This window comes from Plantibacter sp. VKM Ac-2876, from assembly GCF_015350715.1.
In the GTDB taxonomy this organism is placed as follows: Bacteria; Actinomycetota; Actinomycetes; order Actinomycetales; family Microbacteriaceae; genus Plantibacter; species Plantibacter auratus.
This window is the reverse complement of record NZ_JADKSI010000002.1, coordinates 1,136,425-1,151,225: the sequence shown is the minus strand read 5'-3', so window position 1 is coordinate 1,151,225 and position 14,801 is coordinate 1,136,425. Positions and strand designations below refer to the sequence as shown.

The 14,801-nt window shown below is 68.7% G+C and carries 15 protein-coding genes; 11 read left to right on the top strand and 4 right to left on the bottom strand.

All coding sequences use genetic code 11. From position 1 onward, the window contains the following. Positions 1 to 95: 95 nt before the first annotated feature. The 4 genes from ITJ62_RS11845 to ITJ62_RS11830 all read left to right on the top strand — a co-directional run bounded on the left by ITJ62_RS11845 (position 96) and on the right by ITJ62_RS11830 (position 4,661). Positions 96 to 1,310 carry an NADP-dependent isocitrate dehydrogenase gene (locus tag ITJ62_RS11845; protein ID WP_079705296.1) on the top strand — a complete coding sequence of 405 codons (1,215 nt, stop codon included), beginning with the start codon at positions 96 to 98 and terminating at the stop codon, positions 1,308 to 1,310. A gap of 149 nt (positions 1,311 to 1,459) precedes the next feature. Then, positions 1,460 to 2,797, top strand: a complete 1,338-nt coding sequence (locus ITJ62_RS11840; protein ID WP_194602175.1) for an ABC transporter substrate-binding protein — start codon at positions 1,460 to 1,462, stop codon at positions 2,795 to 2,797. Then, on the top strand, positions 2,794 to 3,747 hold the full coding sequence (locus ITJ62_RS11835; protein WP_085510284.1) for a carbohydrate ABC transporter permease: 954 nt from the start codon (positions 2,794 to 2,796) through the stop codon (positions 3,745 to 3,747). The genes ITJ62_RS11840 and ITJ62_RS11835 overlap by 4 nt, the downstream gene beginning before the upstream one ends. After that, a complete protein-coding gene (locus ITJ62_RS11830) occupies positions 3,744 to 4,661 on the top strand; it encodes a carbohydrate ABC transporter permease (RefSeq protein WP_194602172.1) in 918 nt (305 codons plus the stop codon). The genes ITJ62_RS11835 and ITJ62_RS11830 overlap by 4 nt, the downstream gene beginning before the upstream one ends. Before the next feature lie 68 nt (positions 4,662 to 4,729). Here the strand turns inward: ITJ62_RS11830 and ITJ62_RS11825 are convergent, their stop codons facing one another. After that, positions 4,730 to 5,143 (bottom strand): hypothetical protein, encoded by a 414-nt coding sequence (locus ITJ62_RS11825; protein ID WP_064296639.1) that lies wholly within the window; start codon positions 5,141 to 5,143, stop codon positions 4,730 to 4,732. Positions 5,144 to 5,402: 259 nt separating this feature from the next. Here ITJ62_RS11825 and ITJ62_RS11820 point away from each other — a divergent pair, with 259 nt between their 5' ends. Further along, positions 5,403 to 6,314: an ROK family protein gene (locus ITJ62_RS11820; protein WP_194602169.1), complete on the top strand. Its 912-nt coding sequence runs from the start codon at positions 5,403 to 5,405 to the stop codon at positions 6,312 to 6,314. Then, positions 6,307 to 7,086 (top strand): glucosamine-6-phosphate deaminase, encoded by a 780-nt coding sequence (locus ITJ62_RS11815; RefSeq protein ID WP_194602166.1) that lies wholly within the window; start codon positions 6,307 to 6,309, stop codon positions 7,084 to 7,086. Before ITJ62_RS11820 ends, ITJ62_RS11815 begins: the two co-directional genes overlap by 8 nt. Before the next feature lie 4 nt (positions 7,087 to 7,090). Here ITJ62_RS11815 and ITJ62_RS11810 read toward each other — a convergent pair whose 3' ends face one another. Both ITJ62_RS11810 and ITJ62_RS11805 read right to left on the bottom strand, forming a co-directional pair. Then, positions 7,091 to 7,414 (bottom strand): AzlD domain-containing protein, encoded by a 324-nt coding sequence (locus ITJ62_RS11810; protein WP_194602162.1) that lies wholly within the window; start codon positions 7,412 to 7,414, stop codon positions 7,091 to 7,093. After that, positions 7,411 to 8,100, bottom strand: a complete 690-nt coding sequence (locus ITJ62_RS11805; protein WP_193555821.1) for an AzlC family ABC transporter permease — start codon at positions 8,098 to 8,100, stop codon at positions 7,411 to 7,413. The genes ITJ62_RS11810 and ITJ62_RS11805 overlap by 4 nt, the downstream gene beginning before the upstream one ends. A 66-nt stretch (positions 8,101 to 8,166) precedes the next feature. Between ITJ62_RS11805 and ITJ62_RS11800 the strand changes: the two genes are divergently transcribed. Beyond that, positions 8,167 to 8,739 carry a helix-turn-helix domain-containing protein gene (locus ITJ62_RS11800; RefSeq protein WP_071259444.1) on the top strand — a complete coding sequence of 191 codons (573 nt, stop codon included), beginning with the start codon at positions 8,167 to 8,169 and terminating at the stop codon, positions 8,737 to 8,739. 42 nt (positions 8,740 to 8,781) lie between these two features. On the opposite strand, the gene ITJ62_RS11795 is transcribed toward ITJ62_RS11800, so the two are convergent. Further along, complete coding sequence (locus ITJ62_RS11795) at positions 8,782 to 10,767, bottom strand: transcription antiterminator (protein WP_370581902.1); 1,986 nt, start codon at positions 10,765 to 10,767, stop codon at positions 8,782 to 8,784. Between the two features lie 124 nt (positions 10,768 to 10,891). Between ITJ62_RS11795 and ITJ62_RS11790 the strand changes: the two genes are divergently transcribed. From ITJ62_RS11790 to ITJ62_RS11775, 4 genes are read left to right on the top strand one after another with little or no spacing between them, the layout of a single operon-like run. Next, positions 10,892 to 11,215, top strand: a complete 324-nt coding sequence (locus ITJ62_RS11790) for a PTS sugar transporter subunit IIB (RefSeq protein ID WP_194602159.1) — start codon at positions 10,892 to 10,894, stop codon at positions 11,213 to 11,215. 4 nt (positions 11,216 to 11,219) lie between these two features. After that, a complete protein-coding gene (locus ITJ62_RS11785; RefSeq protein ID WP_064296634.1) occupies positions 11,220 to 11,495 on the top strand; it encodes an HPr family phosphocarrier protein in 276 nt (91 codons plus the stop codon). A gap of 4 nt (positions 11,496 to 11,499) precedes the next feature. Next, complete coding sequence (ptsP, locus tag ITJ62_RS11780; protein ID WP_194602156.1) at positions 11,500 to 13,179, top strand: phosphoenolpyruvate--protein phosphotransferase; 1,680 nt, start codon at positions 11,500 to 11,502, stop codon at positions 13,177 to 13,179. Then, entirely contained in the window at positions 13,176 to 14,762 is a 1,587-nt protein-coding gene (locus ITJ62_RS11775; protein WP_137242126.1) for a PTS mannitol transporter subunit IICB, read from the top strand. Before ptsP ends, ITJ62_RS11775 begins: the two co-directional genes overlap by 4 nt. Positions 14,763 to 14,801: the final 39 nt, after the last annotated feature.

Below are 14,801 nucleotides of genomic sequence, written 5' to 3'. Positions count from 1 at the left end.
TCGGATGCGGTCTCCTCCATGCCATGCGGAGCACTCCACCGCGTGCGCACCTCCGTAGGCCGCTCGGCTCAGGGCGGCATCAGAAAGGACAACCAGTGTCGAAGATCAAGGTCGAAGGCACCGTCGTCGAACTCGACGGCGATGAGATGACTCGCATCATCTGGCAGTTCATCAAGGACTCGCTCATCCACCCCTACCTCGATGTGAACCTCGAGTACTACGACCTCGGCATCGAGAAGCGTGACGAGACGGACGACCAGATCACGATCGACGCCGCACACGCCATCCAGAAGCACGGCGTCGGCGTCAAGTGCGCGACCATCACCCCGGACGAGGCCCGTGTCGAGGAGTTCGGTCTCAAGAAGATGTGGCGGAGCCCGAACGGCACCATCCGCAACATCCTCGGCGGCGTCATCTTCCGCGAGCCCATCATCATCTCGAACATCCCGCGTCTCGTGCCCGGGTGGAACAAGCCGATCATCATCGGCCGCCACGCGTTCGGCGACCAGTACCGCGCGACCGACTTCCTGTTCAAGGGCGAGGGCAAGCTCACGGTCGAGTTCACGCCCGACGACGGCTCGGAGCCGCAGAAGTTCGAGGTCTTCCAGTCGCCCGGCGACGGCATCGCACAGGTGCAGTACAACCTCGACGCCTCGATCCGCGACTTCGCGCGTGCCAGCCTCAACTACGGCCTGAACCGCAACTACCCGGTGTACCTCTCCACGAAGAACACCATCCTCAAGGCCTACGACGGCCGGTTCAAGGACATCTTCCAGGAGATCTTCGACGCGGAGTTCAAGGAGCAGTTCGAGGCTGCCGGCATCACCTACGAGCACCGACTCATCGACGACATGGTCGCCTCGGCCATGAAGTGGGAGGGCGGTTACGTCTGGGCCTGCAAGAACTACGACGGCGACGTCCAGTCCGACACCGTGGCCCAGGGCTTCGGCTCGCTCGGCCTCATGACGAGCGTGCTGGCCACGCCCGACGGCAAGATCGTGGAGGCTGAGGCCGCACACGGCACCGTCACGCGCCACTACCGCCAGCACCAGCAGGGCAAGCCCACGTCGACGAACCCGATCGCCTCGATCTTCGCGTGGACCCGTGGCCTGCAGCACCGAGGCGTGCTCGACGGCAACCAGGAGCTCATCGAGTTCGCGGCGACCCTCGAGGACGTCGTCATCAAGACGGTCGAGTCCGGCGCCATGACGAAGGACCTCGCACTCCTCGTCGGCCCCGACCAGGCCTACCAGACCACCGAGGAGTTCCTCGAGACCATCTCGGCGAACCTCAAGGCGCGCCTGGCCTGATGACGTCGGCCTGACCGACACCGGCACCACTCGGACGGGGTCCGGGAGCACACGCTCCCGGGCCCCGTCCGTCGTTCGGGTCTCGACGCCGGTGCGAACGGTCGTGTTAGCGTCGATGGACCACCTCGACGACGAAGTGAGGACCATCGATGTCACCGATGACGAGAAGACAGTTGCTCGCCTGGGCTGCAGCGGGTGGTGCGACCGCACTCCTGGCGGGCTGTTCCACCCCGGGGACGGTGTCGCCGAACACCGGTCCGACGATCGCCCCGGCCGCCGCCGGGGAACGGATCACGCTCACGTACTGGGCCTGGTTGAAGGACCTCCAGAAGGTCGCGGACGTCTGGAACGCCGACCACCCGAACGTGCAGGTCGAGGCCGTGTGGATCCCCGGAGGCAACGACGGTGGGTATCAGAAGCTCTACTCGGCGCTCGCCGCGGGTGGCGGTCCGGACCTCGCGCAGGTCGAGATGCGGACGCTTCCTGAGTTCCTGCTCGTGAACGGGTTGGTCGACCTCCGGCGCTACGGCGCGGACGAGGTCGCATCGCGGTACAACGAGACCCTTTGGAACCAGGTCTCCTACGTCGACGGGGTCTACGGGATCCCGCAGGACTCCGGTCCGATGGCGCTCTACTACCGACCGGACCTGCTCGACCGGGTGGGCGCGAAGCCTCCGGCCACCTGGGACGACTGGTTCCAGGTGGCGGGGGCGGTGCGCGAGGCCGACATGTACCTGGATTGCTTCGCCCTCGACGACGCCTCGTGGTTCGCAGCCATGGCGACCCAGGCCGGCGCGTCCTGGTTCCGTGTCGACGGCGACCGGTGGATCGTGGACATGACGGACGACGCGACCTTGGAGACGGCCAGATTCTTCGACCGGGCCATCGACGAGGGCGTCATGACCACCTCCTACAGCCAGTTCTCACCGGCCTGGTTCGCCGCTGCGGCGAAGGACTCGATCGCGTCGCTCGCCGGGGCCAGCTGGGGAGACGCCCTCCTCCAGGGCGTCTCAGGGGCCGAGGGCAAGTGGCGGGTCGCGCCGTTGCCGCGGTGGGGGAGTGAGGGGTACGGCTCGACCTTCCAGGGCGGGTCCACGGCTGCCGTCCTGGCGAACAGCGCCCACCCGAGGGAGGCGCTCGAGTTCGCCGTGTGGATGACCACGAGCGACGCCGGCATCGACGCCATGATCGAGCACTCCGGCATCGGGTGGTCGCCGAACGACGCCTACATCGGTGCCCGCCGACAACAGCCGAGCGAGTTCTTCGGTGGCCAGAACTACAACGAGGAGGTCTTCGTGCCGGCGGCCAAGGAACAGAACAACGAGTGGCAGTGGTGGCCACTGACCCAGCAGACCTTCAACATCCTCGCCGACGGGTTCCGTGCCAAGGCCTCGGGCGGCACCCTCGTGGACGCCGTGGTACAGGGTCAGCGCGACGTCATCACCGCGTTCCGCAACAAGGGCCTCCGGATCGAGGCGGCGTCGTGAGCGCCGTCACGGAACGCCCGGCGCGTGGAGTGGCGGACGACCCGTCGCGGTCGGGGGCGCAGCGCCGACGCCGGACCTCGGTCGCGGCTCCGTGGGTCCTCCTCGGACCGTTCCTGGCGCTGTTCGTCCTCACCTTCATCCTGCCGATCATCGTCGCGATCGGCAGCAGCTTCCTCCGCGTCTCGCGGAAGGGGGTCTTCGGAGAGGAGGGCGTCACGACCGAGTTCGCGTGGTTCTCCAACTACGCCCAGGCCCTGGAGAACGGCAACTTCATCGCCTCGATCGGCCGGATGCTCCTCTTCGGCGTCGTGCAGGTCACGGTCATGATCGCCCTGTGCACCCTGCTGGCGCTCCTCCTCGAGTCCGCCTCCGCGAAATGGCCGGGGTTCTTCCGGGCCGTGTACTTCCTGCCCTACGGCATCCCCGGCGTCATCGCGACGATCCTCTGGTCGTTCCTCTACGTCCCGGGACTCAGCCCGATCATCGACATCGCCGGCGCGATGGGGATCGAACTCGACTTCCTCGGCGCAGGCACCGTGCTCTGGTCCATCGCCAACATCGTGACGTGGACCTACACCGGCTACAACATGATGATCGTGGTCGCCCAGTTGAAGGCCATCCCCGGCGAGGTGTACGAAGCCGCGAAGGTCGACGGCGCCGGGCCGTTCCGCGTCGCGATGAGCATCCAGCTCCCGCTCATCCGGCCGGCGCTCATCCTCACGACCGTGTTCTCCATCATCGGCACGCTCCAGCTCTTCGCCGAGCCCCAGGTGCTGCAGACCGTGTCGCCCGCGATCGACAACGAGTACACGCCGAACCTCAGCGCCTACACGACCGCGTTCGCCTACAACGACTACAACGTCGCCGCAGCGCAGGCGGTGCTCATCGCCGTGGTCGCGTTCGCGCTGTCGTTCATCTTCCTGCGCCTGACGTCGAGGAGGGCATCATGAGCGAGACCCGGAGCATCACGACCGCGACCTCGGCGAAGCGAGCCCAGCGGCTGAGCGATCAGCAGGGACGCCCAGGTGGGTCCAGGGGGATGCGGGTGCTCGTGACGGGCATCCTCGTCGTCGTCGCGGTCTACTTCCTGGTGCCGGTGTACTGGGTGGTGATCGCTGCGACCAAGAGCACCGAGGACCTGTTCGGCAGCAACGGGTTCCTCCTCGGCTCCGAGTTCTCGTTGTGGTCGAACCTCCACGAGGTGCTCACCTACGACGGCGGCATCTTCGTCCGCTGGTTCGGCAACTCGGTGCTCTATGCGGGCGTGGGAGCACTCATCGCGACGTACCTCGCCGCCGCAGGTGGGTACGCGCTCGCGAAGTACCGGTTCCGCGGGCGCAACCTCGTCTTCGGCACCATCCTCGGCGGGGTCCTCGTGCCGGGGACGGCCACCGCGCTCCCGTTGTTCCTGCTCTTCAGCCAGATGGGGCTCGCGAACACGTACTGGTCGGTGCTCCTGCCGTCGCTCGTCTCGCCGTTCGGGTTGTTCCTCTGCCGGATCTACGCCGACGCGACGATCGACGACTCGCTCATCGAGGCCGCACGGATCGACGGCGCGAGCGAGCTGCGGATCTTCCACACCGTGGGGCTGAAGATCCTCACGCCCGCGCTCGTGACCGTCTTCCTCTTCCAGCTCGTCGGGATCTGGAACAACTACTTCCTGCCACTCGTCATGCTGTCCGACAGCACGCTGTACCCGATCACCCTGGGCCTCAACAACTGGCGGAGCCAGGTCGACCGCCTGCCGGAGTTCTACGAGCTCACGACCGGCGGCGCGTTGTTGTCGATCATCCCGTTGGCGATCGCGATGATCGTGCTGCAACGCTTCTGGCGCGGCGGGCTCACCGAGGGATCCGTGAAGTAGCCGTCGGCCCGGAGACGGCGACGGGCCCCGGATCAGCCGATCCGGGGCCCGTCGTCAGTCGTGTCGAGCTAGAGGCTGCAGGTGTTGCCGAGCGTGGTGAACTCGTCCTGGAGCTTCGTGAGTGAATCGGTGAGCCCGGTCTGGTCGACGTTCTGCGGGTCGTCGACAGCCGTCTTCGCGACGTCGATGAAGTCGTTGAGTGCCTTCACCGAGTCGTTCGCCGCGGTCTTCACCTCGTCGTTCGTGACCTTGTCGGCCGCAGCCTTGAACGTTCCGGAGAAGTCGTCGAGCTGGGTGACGGCCGCCTCGGGGTCGGAGGACAGCGAGCTCAGGCCCGACTGCAGCTGCGAAGCCGACTCCGTCACCTCGGACTGGATGAGCTTGCACGCATCCTCCTTGCTCTGGGCGCCGCCGGCACAACCGGTGAGGAGCAGGCCCGAGACGGCGATCGCGCCGAGGAATGCTGCTGCGTTCTTCTTCATGGTGGTGTGATTCCCCCGTGTTCGGTGCCCGTGACGGGCCCGCCCGCGCGCTGCGGGTCGGCCTCCAGGCTACCCGGTGGAGCCCGCCACCCGCAGGTGTGAGCCGTCTGATCCCGGGACGCGGTCGTCGCCGACATGGACGCGAGCCCCGTTTATTTGTAAGCTTGGCGAACAAACCGGTGGTGCGAGCGGGTCGCTCCACGGATCGAAGGAACCACAGCATGCAGACGCGCCACGACGCCCTCCGGAGACGAACCGCGTGAGGGTGGGACTCGACATCGGCGGTACGAAGACCGATGCCGTCGTCGTGACGGACGACGGCGCGCTCCTGCACCGGCTCAGGCTGGTCACCGGACGCGGGCCCGACGCGGTCGTCGAGACCGCCGTCGAGGCCGTCAGCCGGCTCTCCGACGCCGTCGCGCGCCCGATCGACGCCTTCACCTCGGTCGGCGTCGGTATCCCCGGCCTCACCGTCCCGGGCACCGGCCGGGTGACCCACGCCGTCAACCTCGACGTGGAGGAACTCGAGCTCGGCGCGATCCTCGCCCAGCGACTCAGGGTCCCCGTCGCCGTGGAGAACGATGTGAAGGCGGCCGCCCTCGGCGCCTGGCAGCTGCTCGACGGTTCCGGCACGATGGCCTACCTCAATCTGGGCACGGGCGTCGCTGCCGGTATCGTCACGGACGGCCGGCTCTGGCAGGGCTCGAGCGGGGTCGCCGGCGAGGTCGGGCATCTGTCGGTCGATCCGCTCGGCGATCGCTGCGGGTGCGGACAGCGCGGGTGCGTCGAGACCATGGCCGCCGGCGGCGCGGTCTCCGCCGCCTGGGGAGCCGACGTGGCGCTGCCGGTGCTCGACCTCTTCGACCACGCCGACGCCGGGGACCCGCGGGCCATCGCTCTCCGCGCACGCCTCGGTCACGGTGCGGCCGCGGCCGTCCGCATCCTGACCCTCACCGTCGACGCCGACGACATCGTCCTCGGAGGAGGACTCACCGCTCTCGGCGAGCGACTGCTCGTCGTCATCCGCGAGGCTCTGGCCGAATCCGCCGCCGGGTCTCGATTCGTCGCATCATTGCAATTGGAACAGCGTGTGCGCCTCGTGCCGACGGGATCCCCCGTCGCGGCGATCGGCGCAGCGCTCGTGGGAAGAGGAGAACCGTCGCATGGCTGAAGTCGTGATCGTGGGGGACAGCGGTGCCGCAGGCGCCCTCGTCGCGGAGGCGATCGTCGCCCTGATCGAGGAGCGTCCAGACGCCGTCCTCGGGCTGGCGACGGGTTCGACACCGCTCCCCGTCTACGAGGCCCTCGCGACCCGGTCCCGCGGCCTCGACCTCTCCCAGGTCCGCGGGTTCGCCCTCGACGAGTACGTCGGCCTGCCGGCCGGGCACCCCGAGTCGTACCGTTCCGTCATCACGCGTGAGGTCGTCGAGCCGCTCGGCCTCGTGCCCGAGCGCATCCAGGTGCCGAACGGTGCGGCCGAGACCATCCAGCACGCCGGCGCCGACTACGAAGCGGCGATCCAGGCCGCCGGTGGCGTCGACCTGCAGATCCTCGGCATCGGGACCGACGGCCACATCGGGTTCAACGAGCCGGGCTCGTCGTTCGCCTCGCTCACCCGCGTGAAGACCTTGACGGAGCAGACCCGCCGGGACAACGCACGGTTCTTCGACTCGATCGACGACGTCCCCATGCACTGCATCACCCAGGGGCTCGGCACCATCCTCCGCGCGAGACACCTCGTCCTCCTCGCCTTCGGCGCGGGGAAGGCCGCTGCGATCGCCGCCGCGCTCGAGGGACCGCTCTCCGCGAACCTCCCCGGTTCGGCCGTGCAGCTGCACCCGCGCGCCACGGTGGTCCTCGACGAAGCGGCGGCGTCCGAGTTGCAGCACGCCGACTACTACCGTTACGCGTACGTCAACAAGCCCGCCTGGCAGGGCATCTGACGGCTCAGGCGACGCCCGCCAGGCGGAGGAGCGCCGTGGTGAGGGCTGCTGTGAGGACGATGACGACGAATGGCGCGTTCCTCCAGGCGAGGACGCCGGCCACCAGGACGCCCGAGAGTCGCGCGAATCCCGCGAACTGCTGGTCCTGGGTCAGGGCCGTGGTCGTGAGGACTGCCATGAGCAGGACGATGGCGGCGTCCGCGAGCAGCGTCTCGACCCGTTCCGAGACCTCGGCGCGGGTGCGCAGGAGCGGCCCGGCCAGGCGGAACGTGTAGGTGCCCACCGCGAGGATCAGGATCCCGACCAGCACGAGCGTCGACTGGTTCACGCGGTGACCTCCGGTTTCGGCTGCTTCCGGCCGAAGCCGAACAGGAGACCGACGAGCGACAACAGGACGGGGATCCCCGCCGGGAGGAACGGCGTCGCGGCGACGGCGACGACGGCACCGACGAGCGCGGCTCGGCGTGTGCGGCGCTCGCGGAGGGCGGGGAAGATGAGGGCGAGCAGGACGGCGGGGAACATCACGTCGAGTCCGAAGGCGTCCGTGTCCTCGATCACGGTGCCGGCGAAGGCTCCGAGTGCGGCGCCCGCCGGCCAGCAGAGGAGGATGCCGAGGCCACACGCCCAGAACGCTGCGCGCTTCCGCTCCAGGGTGTCCTGATCGAGCGCGAAGACGACGGACTCGTCGTTGAGGAGGTGTGTGCCGAGCACGCGGCGCCAGCCCGTGCCGACGACCTCGTGGATCGCGAGGCCGAACGGCAGGTGGCGGGCGTTCACGAGCAGCCCTGCCAGGGCGGCGGTCAGCGGACTCCCGCCGGCCGCGACGATCCCCACGAACAGGATCTCCGATGCGCCGGCGAGGACGAGCAGGGCGAGCGACAGCACGACCCAGGGCTGGATGCCCGAGTGCACGGCGACGGCTCCGTAGGAGATGCCGACCAGCCCGTCGGCGATGCAGACCAGCGCGATGGCCCGCGTGGTCGGCCGACCGAGGTGACTCCATATCGAACGCACGTACACTATATTGAACGCCGATCGAGCGTTCGTCAAATCGAACGTGTAACACTTTGGAGCGAACGCATGACGCAGGTCGAACCATCCGACGATGGAGCACCGCACGCCGCGGTCGCGGCGGCGCTGACCCGCGAGCGGCAGCGCACCGGCCTGTCACTCGCGGAGGTGGCCCGTCGAGCCGGGATCGCGAAGTCGACCCTCTCGCAGCTGGAGGCGGGGCTCGGAAACCCGAGTCTCGAGACCCTCTGGGCACTCAGCGTCACCCTCGACGTCCCGTTCGCCCGCCTGGTCGAGCCGGTGCGACGGCCGGTCCAGGTCATCCGTGCCGGTGAGGGACCGACCCTCGCCGCGTCCGGGGCGGACTACGTCGCGACGGTGCTGTCGGCCTGCCCGCCGAACGCCCGACGGGACATTTACCGCATCGTCGTCGAACCTGGGGAGCCGAGGCGCTCGGAGCCGCACATGCCGGGCGTCGTCGAGCATTGGATCCTCAGCACCGGTCGCGCGTCCATCGGACCTGTCGGCGAGGAGGTCGAACTCGGCCCGGGGGACTACCTCGCCCACGCCGGGGACGTGCCGCACGTCTTCGAGGCACTCGAGCCGGGCACGACCGCCGTGGTGGTCACCGAGCACGTCTGAGCACCTCGACAAGCTCGGTGACCGAGACCGCGCGACGGGTGCTCAGCCGTCGATGACGTGCACGAGCTCGTCGATGAAGCCGGCGAAGTCCTCGGAACGACGGATGATCCGGGCGACGCTCGAGCGCTCCGAGAACACCTCCACGAACTGGTCGAACACCGTCTGGAACGCGGCGCGACCCGATTCACTGAACGCCACGAGTGCGACGACGCTCACGCGGGCGCCGCCCCACTCCATCGGCGTCTCGTTCACGGCGATCGCGATGGCCGTCGAGTACGCGGTCATCGCCATGGCGTGCGGCACGGCCAAGGTGTCGGTGAACGCCGTCGACGACATGCGCTCCCGCTCGATCGCCGCGGTGAGGTAGCTCTCGTCGATGATCCCCCGGGCGATCATGCGCTCGCCGAGCAAGCGGATCATGCCCTCCTCGTCATCGGCATGCGCGTTCCGGAGGAAGAGGTCCGGGTGGAAGTACTGCAGCAGTTCGTCGGTGATCTCCGACAAGCGGGACGATCGACGGACGCGGCTGACCGCGGTGCGGACGCGCTCCACGTCGGCCGCGGTGAGGAACGGTTGGATGACGACGATGCCGTCGGCAGGGGCCGGTGGCTCGATCGTCGTGAGCACGAGGTCGGTGTCGATGGCGGCCCAGTCGACATCGGTGCGGGTGATGACGGATCGGACGTCGAGGACGTCGCCGAGCTGCGATTCGACGCGTCGGCGTAGCACCTCGTGCATGTCGTAGTAGCCGGCGGAGACGATCGTGGAGCCGAGGAGGGCCTCCTTGCGGGCCTTCTGCTCGAGCTGAGCGCCGACGTGCATCGCGATGTAGGCGATCTCGTCGTCGTTGATGATGATCGAGCCGTGCCGCTGCAGTTGGCTGGCGATGAAGACCGCGAGCTCGTAGATCATCGGGTACGAGGTCTTGATCGAGCGGGTCAGCGGATTGCGTGAGTAGGACTGGTCCTGTGCACGACGGATGAGGTTCTGGACGTGGAGGGTGAGCCGGACGATGAAGTCCTCGTCGGAGAGGTCGACGAGGTACTCGCGGCCGGCACGGTCGACGGCCTGACGGACGGCGGCGAGGTCGTCCTGGTTGACGTAGTCGTCGACGAGGACTTCGGCGGGAGCCCCACTGCCCGGCGTCACCACCCGTGTCACGAGCAGGTAGCTGAGGTACACGAGGTCGCCCTCGCCGAGCGCGACGTGGAAGTGGGCGTCGACGAGCCGCGCCAGATCCTCCGCGACCGCCTCGACCTCCGGGGTGCGCGGAGCGTGGTCTGCGGGCTCCGCCGGGCGGTCCTTCGTGACGCGGTCGATGGCGATCGCGATGTGGAGCAGGACGTTCGCGATGCCGTACTCGTTCACGTAGTAGCCCCGCGCGGTCAACGCCTCGAGCAGCTCGCCCTTGAACGGGCTGAACTCGTTCGGCGCGAACGCCCGCTGGAGCGCCTCGAGTTCGACGATGCCGCGGTCGGTCTCGTCGCGGAACATCCGGCTGAGGAGACGTCTCCGCTCCGTCTCGCCGCCCGCCATCATCACCGTCGATCCGGAACGGTCGAGCGTGAGGGCGGTGTCGGCGAGCATGGCGCGGACCCGGCCCAGGTCGCCCTCGACGGTCGACTCGCTGACGTGGAGCCGCTGTGCCGTCTCGTGCACGTCGATTCCCGAGGGGGCGCTGATGAGCAACCGGACGAGCCCGTACAGCCGATCCCGGGGCGTCTCCGATTCGAACGCCGATGCGGCTCGGCGCCGGTAGACCGCGTAGCCGTCGGCGTTCAGCCGATACCCGTTCGGCCCGGACTCGACGACGTCGTGCGGTGCCGTGCGGGTGTTGACCGCCGTGACGTAGCTGCGGACGCTGCGCGGTGTGACGCCGAGCACCTCCGCGACCTCCGTGGCCGTCGTCCAGCCGTCCCGTCCCGCGAGGTAGCCGAGCATGCGGTCGTGTTTCTCGCGTGCCACGATGCCCTCTCCGTCGGTCGGCCGTCGCGCGGTCCGGGCGAACCGCTCCACCGAGTCAACCACCTTCCCGGCTGCTTCCGCGCGTTCGACGACCTTTCCGCCCCGGCGGAAGAGCTTCTGGTGGAGCCGCGAGGGGCGCGACGGAATGATGGGTTGGTAGGCAATCGGCGGTTCTGGAGAAGGTTCGATGAAGATCCTGGTGATTTGCGGCGCGGGTGCGTCGAGCACGTTCATGGCCCAACGCCTGCGTCGCGCAGCAGTCGACCGATCGATCGACGTCTCCGTCGCGGCCGGTGCCGAATCGCAGGTCCTCAGCGGCGTGATCGCCCTCGACGGTGTCGACGTCCTGCTCGTCGGCGCCCACCTCGCCGACCACGAGTCCGCGCTGCGCGCAGCGGCCGAGCCCACCGGCACCGCCGTCGCCGTCCTGCCCGGCGACGTCTTCGGCGTCGAGGGTGGCGCGCGAGCCCTCGAACTCGTCCTCTCGATCCAATCACCAACCAGGAGGTAACCCCATGGCAACTCGAACCGTCCGCATCGGCTCGTCGCACGGCCTGCATGCCAGGCCCGCGAAGCTGTTCACGCAGGCTGCGAAGGACGCCGGGGTCCCGGTGACGATCGCGAAGGGCAGCGGCAAGCCCGTCAACGCGGCGAGCATCCTCGGCGTGATCGCGCTCGCCGTCGAGCACGGCGACTACGTGACCCTGTCCGTCGACGGCGAGGGCGCCGCAGCCGAGGGCACCCTCGACACGCTCTCCGAGCTCCTGGTGACCGACCATGACGAGCAGTAGTCCGATGACCGCGTTCCAGGGCATCGGTATCGGCCAGGGCGTCGCCGTCGGCCCGGTGGCCCGCATGGCCGACCCGCTCCCCGCGCCCGCCGACGTCGCCAGCACCCTCGACCTCGCGACCGAGACCGAGCGCGCGAACACCTCCCTCGCCGCGGTCGCCCGCGAACTCGAGGCCCGAGGCGCCGCCGCCGGTGGTGCCGCTCGTGACGTCCTCGAGGCCCAGGCGATGATGGCGGAGGACCCGACCCTCGCCGAGGAGATCGCCACGCGGCTCGCGGACGGCAAGACCGCCGAGTGGGCCGTCCACGCCGCGTTCGCCTCGTTCCGCGACCAGCTCGCCGCGATGGGCGGCTACCTCGGGGAGCGCGCCGCCGACCTCGACGACGTGTCGCAGCGGGTCATCGCCGACCTCATGGGCGTGCCGGCCCCCGGCGTGCCCTCGCCCGGCCACCCGTTCATCCTCGTCGCCCGCGACCTCGCACCGGCCGACACCGCTCTCCTCGACCTCGACCTGGTCCTGGGCCTCGTCACGAGCGACGGCGGCCCGACCTCGCACACGGCGATCCTCGCCCGCGAGAAGTCGATCGTCGCGATCGTCGGCGTCGTCGGAGCAGCCGAGCTGACCGACGGCACGACGCTCGTCGTCGACGCGGCAGCCGGTGAGGTCACGGTCGATCCGACGCCCGAGCTCGTCGCCGCCACGGAGCAGCGCATCGCCGACCGCCTCGCGCTCGTGAACGCACCTGTCGTCCCCGGTGCGCTGGCCGACGGCACCGCGGTGCCGCTGCTCGCGAACCTGGGCTCCGCCGAGCACGCCGCCGCGGCTGCAGAGCTCGGCGCCGAGGGCGTCGGTCTGTTCCGCACCGAGTTCCTCTTCCTCGATCAGGCGCTCGCGCCGACGGTCGAGCAGCAGCGTGCGCACTACGAGAAGCTCCTGAACGCCTTCCCCGGCCAGAAGGTCGTCGTGCGCGTCCTCGACGCCGGTGCCGACAAGCCGTTGGCGTTCCTGAACGACGCGCACGAGGACAACCCGGCGCTCGGACTCCGCGGCCTCCGTGCGCTGCGGGCGAGCGAGGACATCCTGCGCGAGCAGCTCACGGCGCTCGCCCAGGCCGACGCGGCGACGGACGCCGACCTGTGGGTCATGGCCCCGATGGTGTCGACCGTCGAGGAGACGAAGTACTTCATGGCGATCGCCGCCGAGTACGGCCTGAAGACGCCCGGCGTCATGGTGGAGGTGCCGTCGAGCGCGCTCCTCGCCGACCGCGTCCTCGCCCACGCCGGATTCGCGTCGATCGGGACCAACGACCTCACGCAGTACACGCTCGCCGCGGACCGCCTGCTCGGTTCCGTCGGCGCGTTCCAGGACCCGTGGCACCCGGCGGTCCTCCGTCTCGTGCAGCTCGTCGGCGAAGCCGGCCAGCACCACGGCAAGCCGGTCGGCATCTGCGGTGAGGCAGCCGCCGACCCGCTCCTCGCCGTCGTCCTCGTCGGACTCGGCGCCACCACCCTGTCCATGTCACCGTCGGCGCTCGCCGACGTCCGTCACTCCCTCCAGCAGTACACGCTCGACGATGCACGGCGCATCGCGGCAGCAGCACTGGCCGCCGACGGTGCGGCCGAAGCCAGGGCAGCGGCCACCGCTGCAACGACTCGCGAAATGAAAGAGGCAACATCATCATGACAACGACGTCTACTCCCAAGAAGCCGGGAGGTGCACGAGTCGGCGTTCAGCGATTCGGCACCTTCCTCTCCGGCATGGTCATGCCGAACATCGCGGCCTTCATCGCCTGGGGCCTCATCACCGCGTTCTTCATCGCGACCGGCTGGTTCCCGAACGGGATCCTCGGCGGCTTCGGCAACGCCGACCTCATCGGCTGGCAGGGTGCCGCGACGGCGCTCGCGCAGGCCGACGACGGTACGACCTTCCCGCAGTACGTCGGCCTCGTCGGCCCGATGATCACGTACCTGCTCCCGCTCCTCATCGCGAACACCGGTGGCCGCATGATCTACGGTGAGCGTGGCGGCGTCGTCGCGTCGATCGCGACCATGGGTGTCATCGTCGGCAGCGCGATCCCGATGTTCATCGGTGCGATGATCATGGGCCCGCTCGCCGCGTGGCTCATGAAGCAGGTGGACCGGATCTGGGACGGCAAGATCAAGGCCGGCTTCGAGATGCTGGTCAACAACTTCTCCGCGGGTATCCTCGGAGCCCTCCTCGCCATCGGCGGGTTCTTCGGTATCGCACCGATCGTCACCGCGCTCAGCAGCTTCCTCGAGGGCATCGTCGACTGGCTCGTCGCCAACTCGCTCCTGCCGATCGCGAGCATCTTCATCGAGCCCGGCAAGATCCTCTTCCTCAACAACGCCATCAACCACGGTGTGCTGACCCCGCTCGGTGTCCAGCAGTCCGAGGAGACCGGCAAGTCGATCCTGTTCCTCCTCGAGGCGAACCCCGGCCCGGGCCTCGGCATCCTGCTCGCGTTCTGCTTCTTCGGCATCGGTCTCGCGAAGGCGTCGGCCCCCGGCGCGGTCATCATCCAGTTCTTCGGTGGCATCCACGAGATCTACTTCCCGTACGTGCTCATGAAGCCGATGCTGGTCCTGGCTGCGATCGGCGGCGGAATGGCCGGTGTCGCGACGAACGTCGCGTTCAACACGGGTCTCCGTGCCCCGGCCTCGCCCGGAAGCATCATCGCCGTGCTCATCCAGACGGCTCCCGACAGCTACTTCGGCGTGATCCTGTCGGTCATCGTCGCAGCAGCCGTCTCGTTCGCGATCTCCGCGATCATCCTGCGGGCCAGCCGGAAGCGCGACCTCGAGAACGAGAACGCCGGCGACCTCTCGGCCGCCGTCGCCGCGACCGAAGCCGCCAAGGGCAAGAAGTCGAGCGTGCTCGGCAACCTCTCCGCCGGAAGCGCCGCAGCCGGTGCCGACGTCGTCGATGAGGGCGTCGTCACGACGCTCGAGCGCGGCCCGATCCGCAACATCGTCTTCGCGTGCGACGCCGGTATGGGTTCGAGTGCGATGGGCGCCTCGGTGCTCCGCAACAAGATCAAGAAGGCCGGCATCGACGAGATCACCGTCACCAACAAGGCGATCGCGAACCTCGCCGACGACGTCGACCTCGTCATCACCCAGCGCGAGCTGACGGAGCGTGCGAAGGAGAAGACCCCGAGTGCCGTGCACATGTCGGTCGACAACTTCATGAACTCTCCGAAGTACGACGAAGTGGTGGAGTTGCTCCGCGGAGAGGGAGCACACTAGCAACGGAACGATCCCGGGGCGCACGTGAAGGGCGTGCGC

Bases quoted from the DNA above. Each gene is read 5' to 3' on its own strand.
- ITJ62_RS11840 (WP_194602175.1), top strand. From the start codon at position 1,460: ATGTCACCGATGACGAGAAGACAGTTGCTCGCCTGGGCTGCAGCGGGT.
- ITJ62_RS11830 (WP_194602172.1), top strand. From the start codon at position 3,744: ATGAGCGAGACCCGGAGCATCACGACCGCGACCTCGGCGAAGCGAGCC.
- ITJ62_RS11825 (WP_064296639.1), bottom strand. From the start codon at position 5,143: ATGAAGAAGAACGCAGCAGCATTCCTCGGCGCGATCGCCGTCTCGGGC.
- ITJ62_RS11815 (WP_194602166.1), top strand. From the start codon at position 6,307: ATGGCTGAAGTCGTGATCGTGGGGGACAGCGGTGCCGCAGGCGCCCTC.
- ITJ62_RS11800 (WP_071259444.1), top strand. From the start codon at position 8,167: ATGACGCAGGTCGAACCATCCGACGATGGAGCACCGCACGCCGCGGTC.
- ITJ62_RS11790 (WP_194602159.1), top strand. From the start codon at position 10,892: ATGAAGATCCTGGTGATTTGCGGCGCGGGTGCGTCGAGCACGTTCATG.
- ITJ62_RS11785 (WP_064296634.1), top strand. From the start codon at position 11,220: ATGGCAACTCGAACCGTCCGCATCGGCTCGTCGCACGGCCTGCATGCC.
- ptsP (WP_194602156.1), top strand. From the start codon at position 11,500: ATGACCGCGTTCCAGGGCATCGGTATCGGCCAGGGCGTCGCCGTCGGC.
- ITJ62_RS11775 (WP_137242126.1), top strand. From the start codon at position 13,176: ATGACAACGACGTCTACTCCCAAGAAGCCGGGAGGTGCACGAGTCGGC.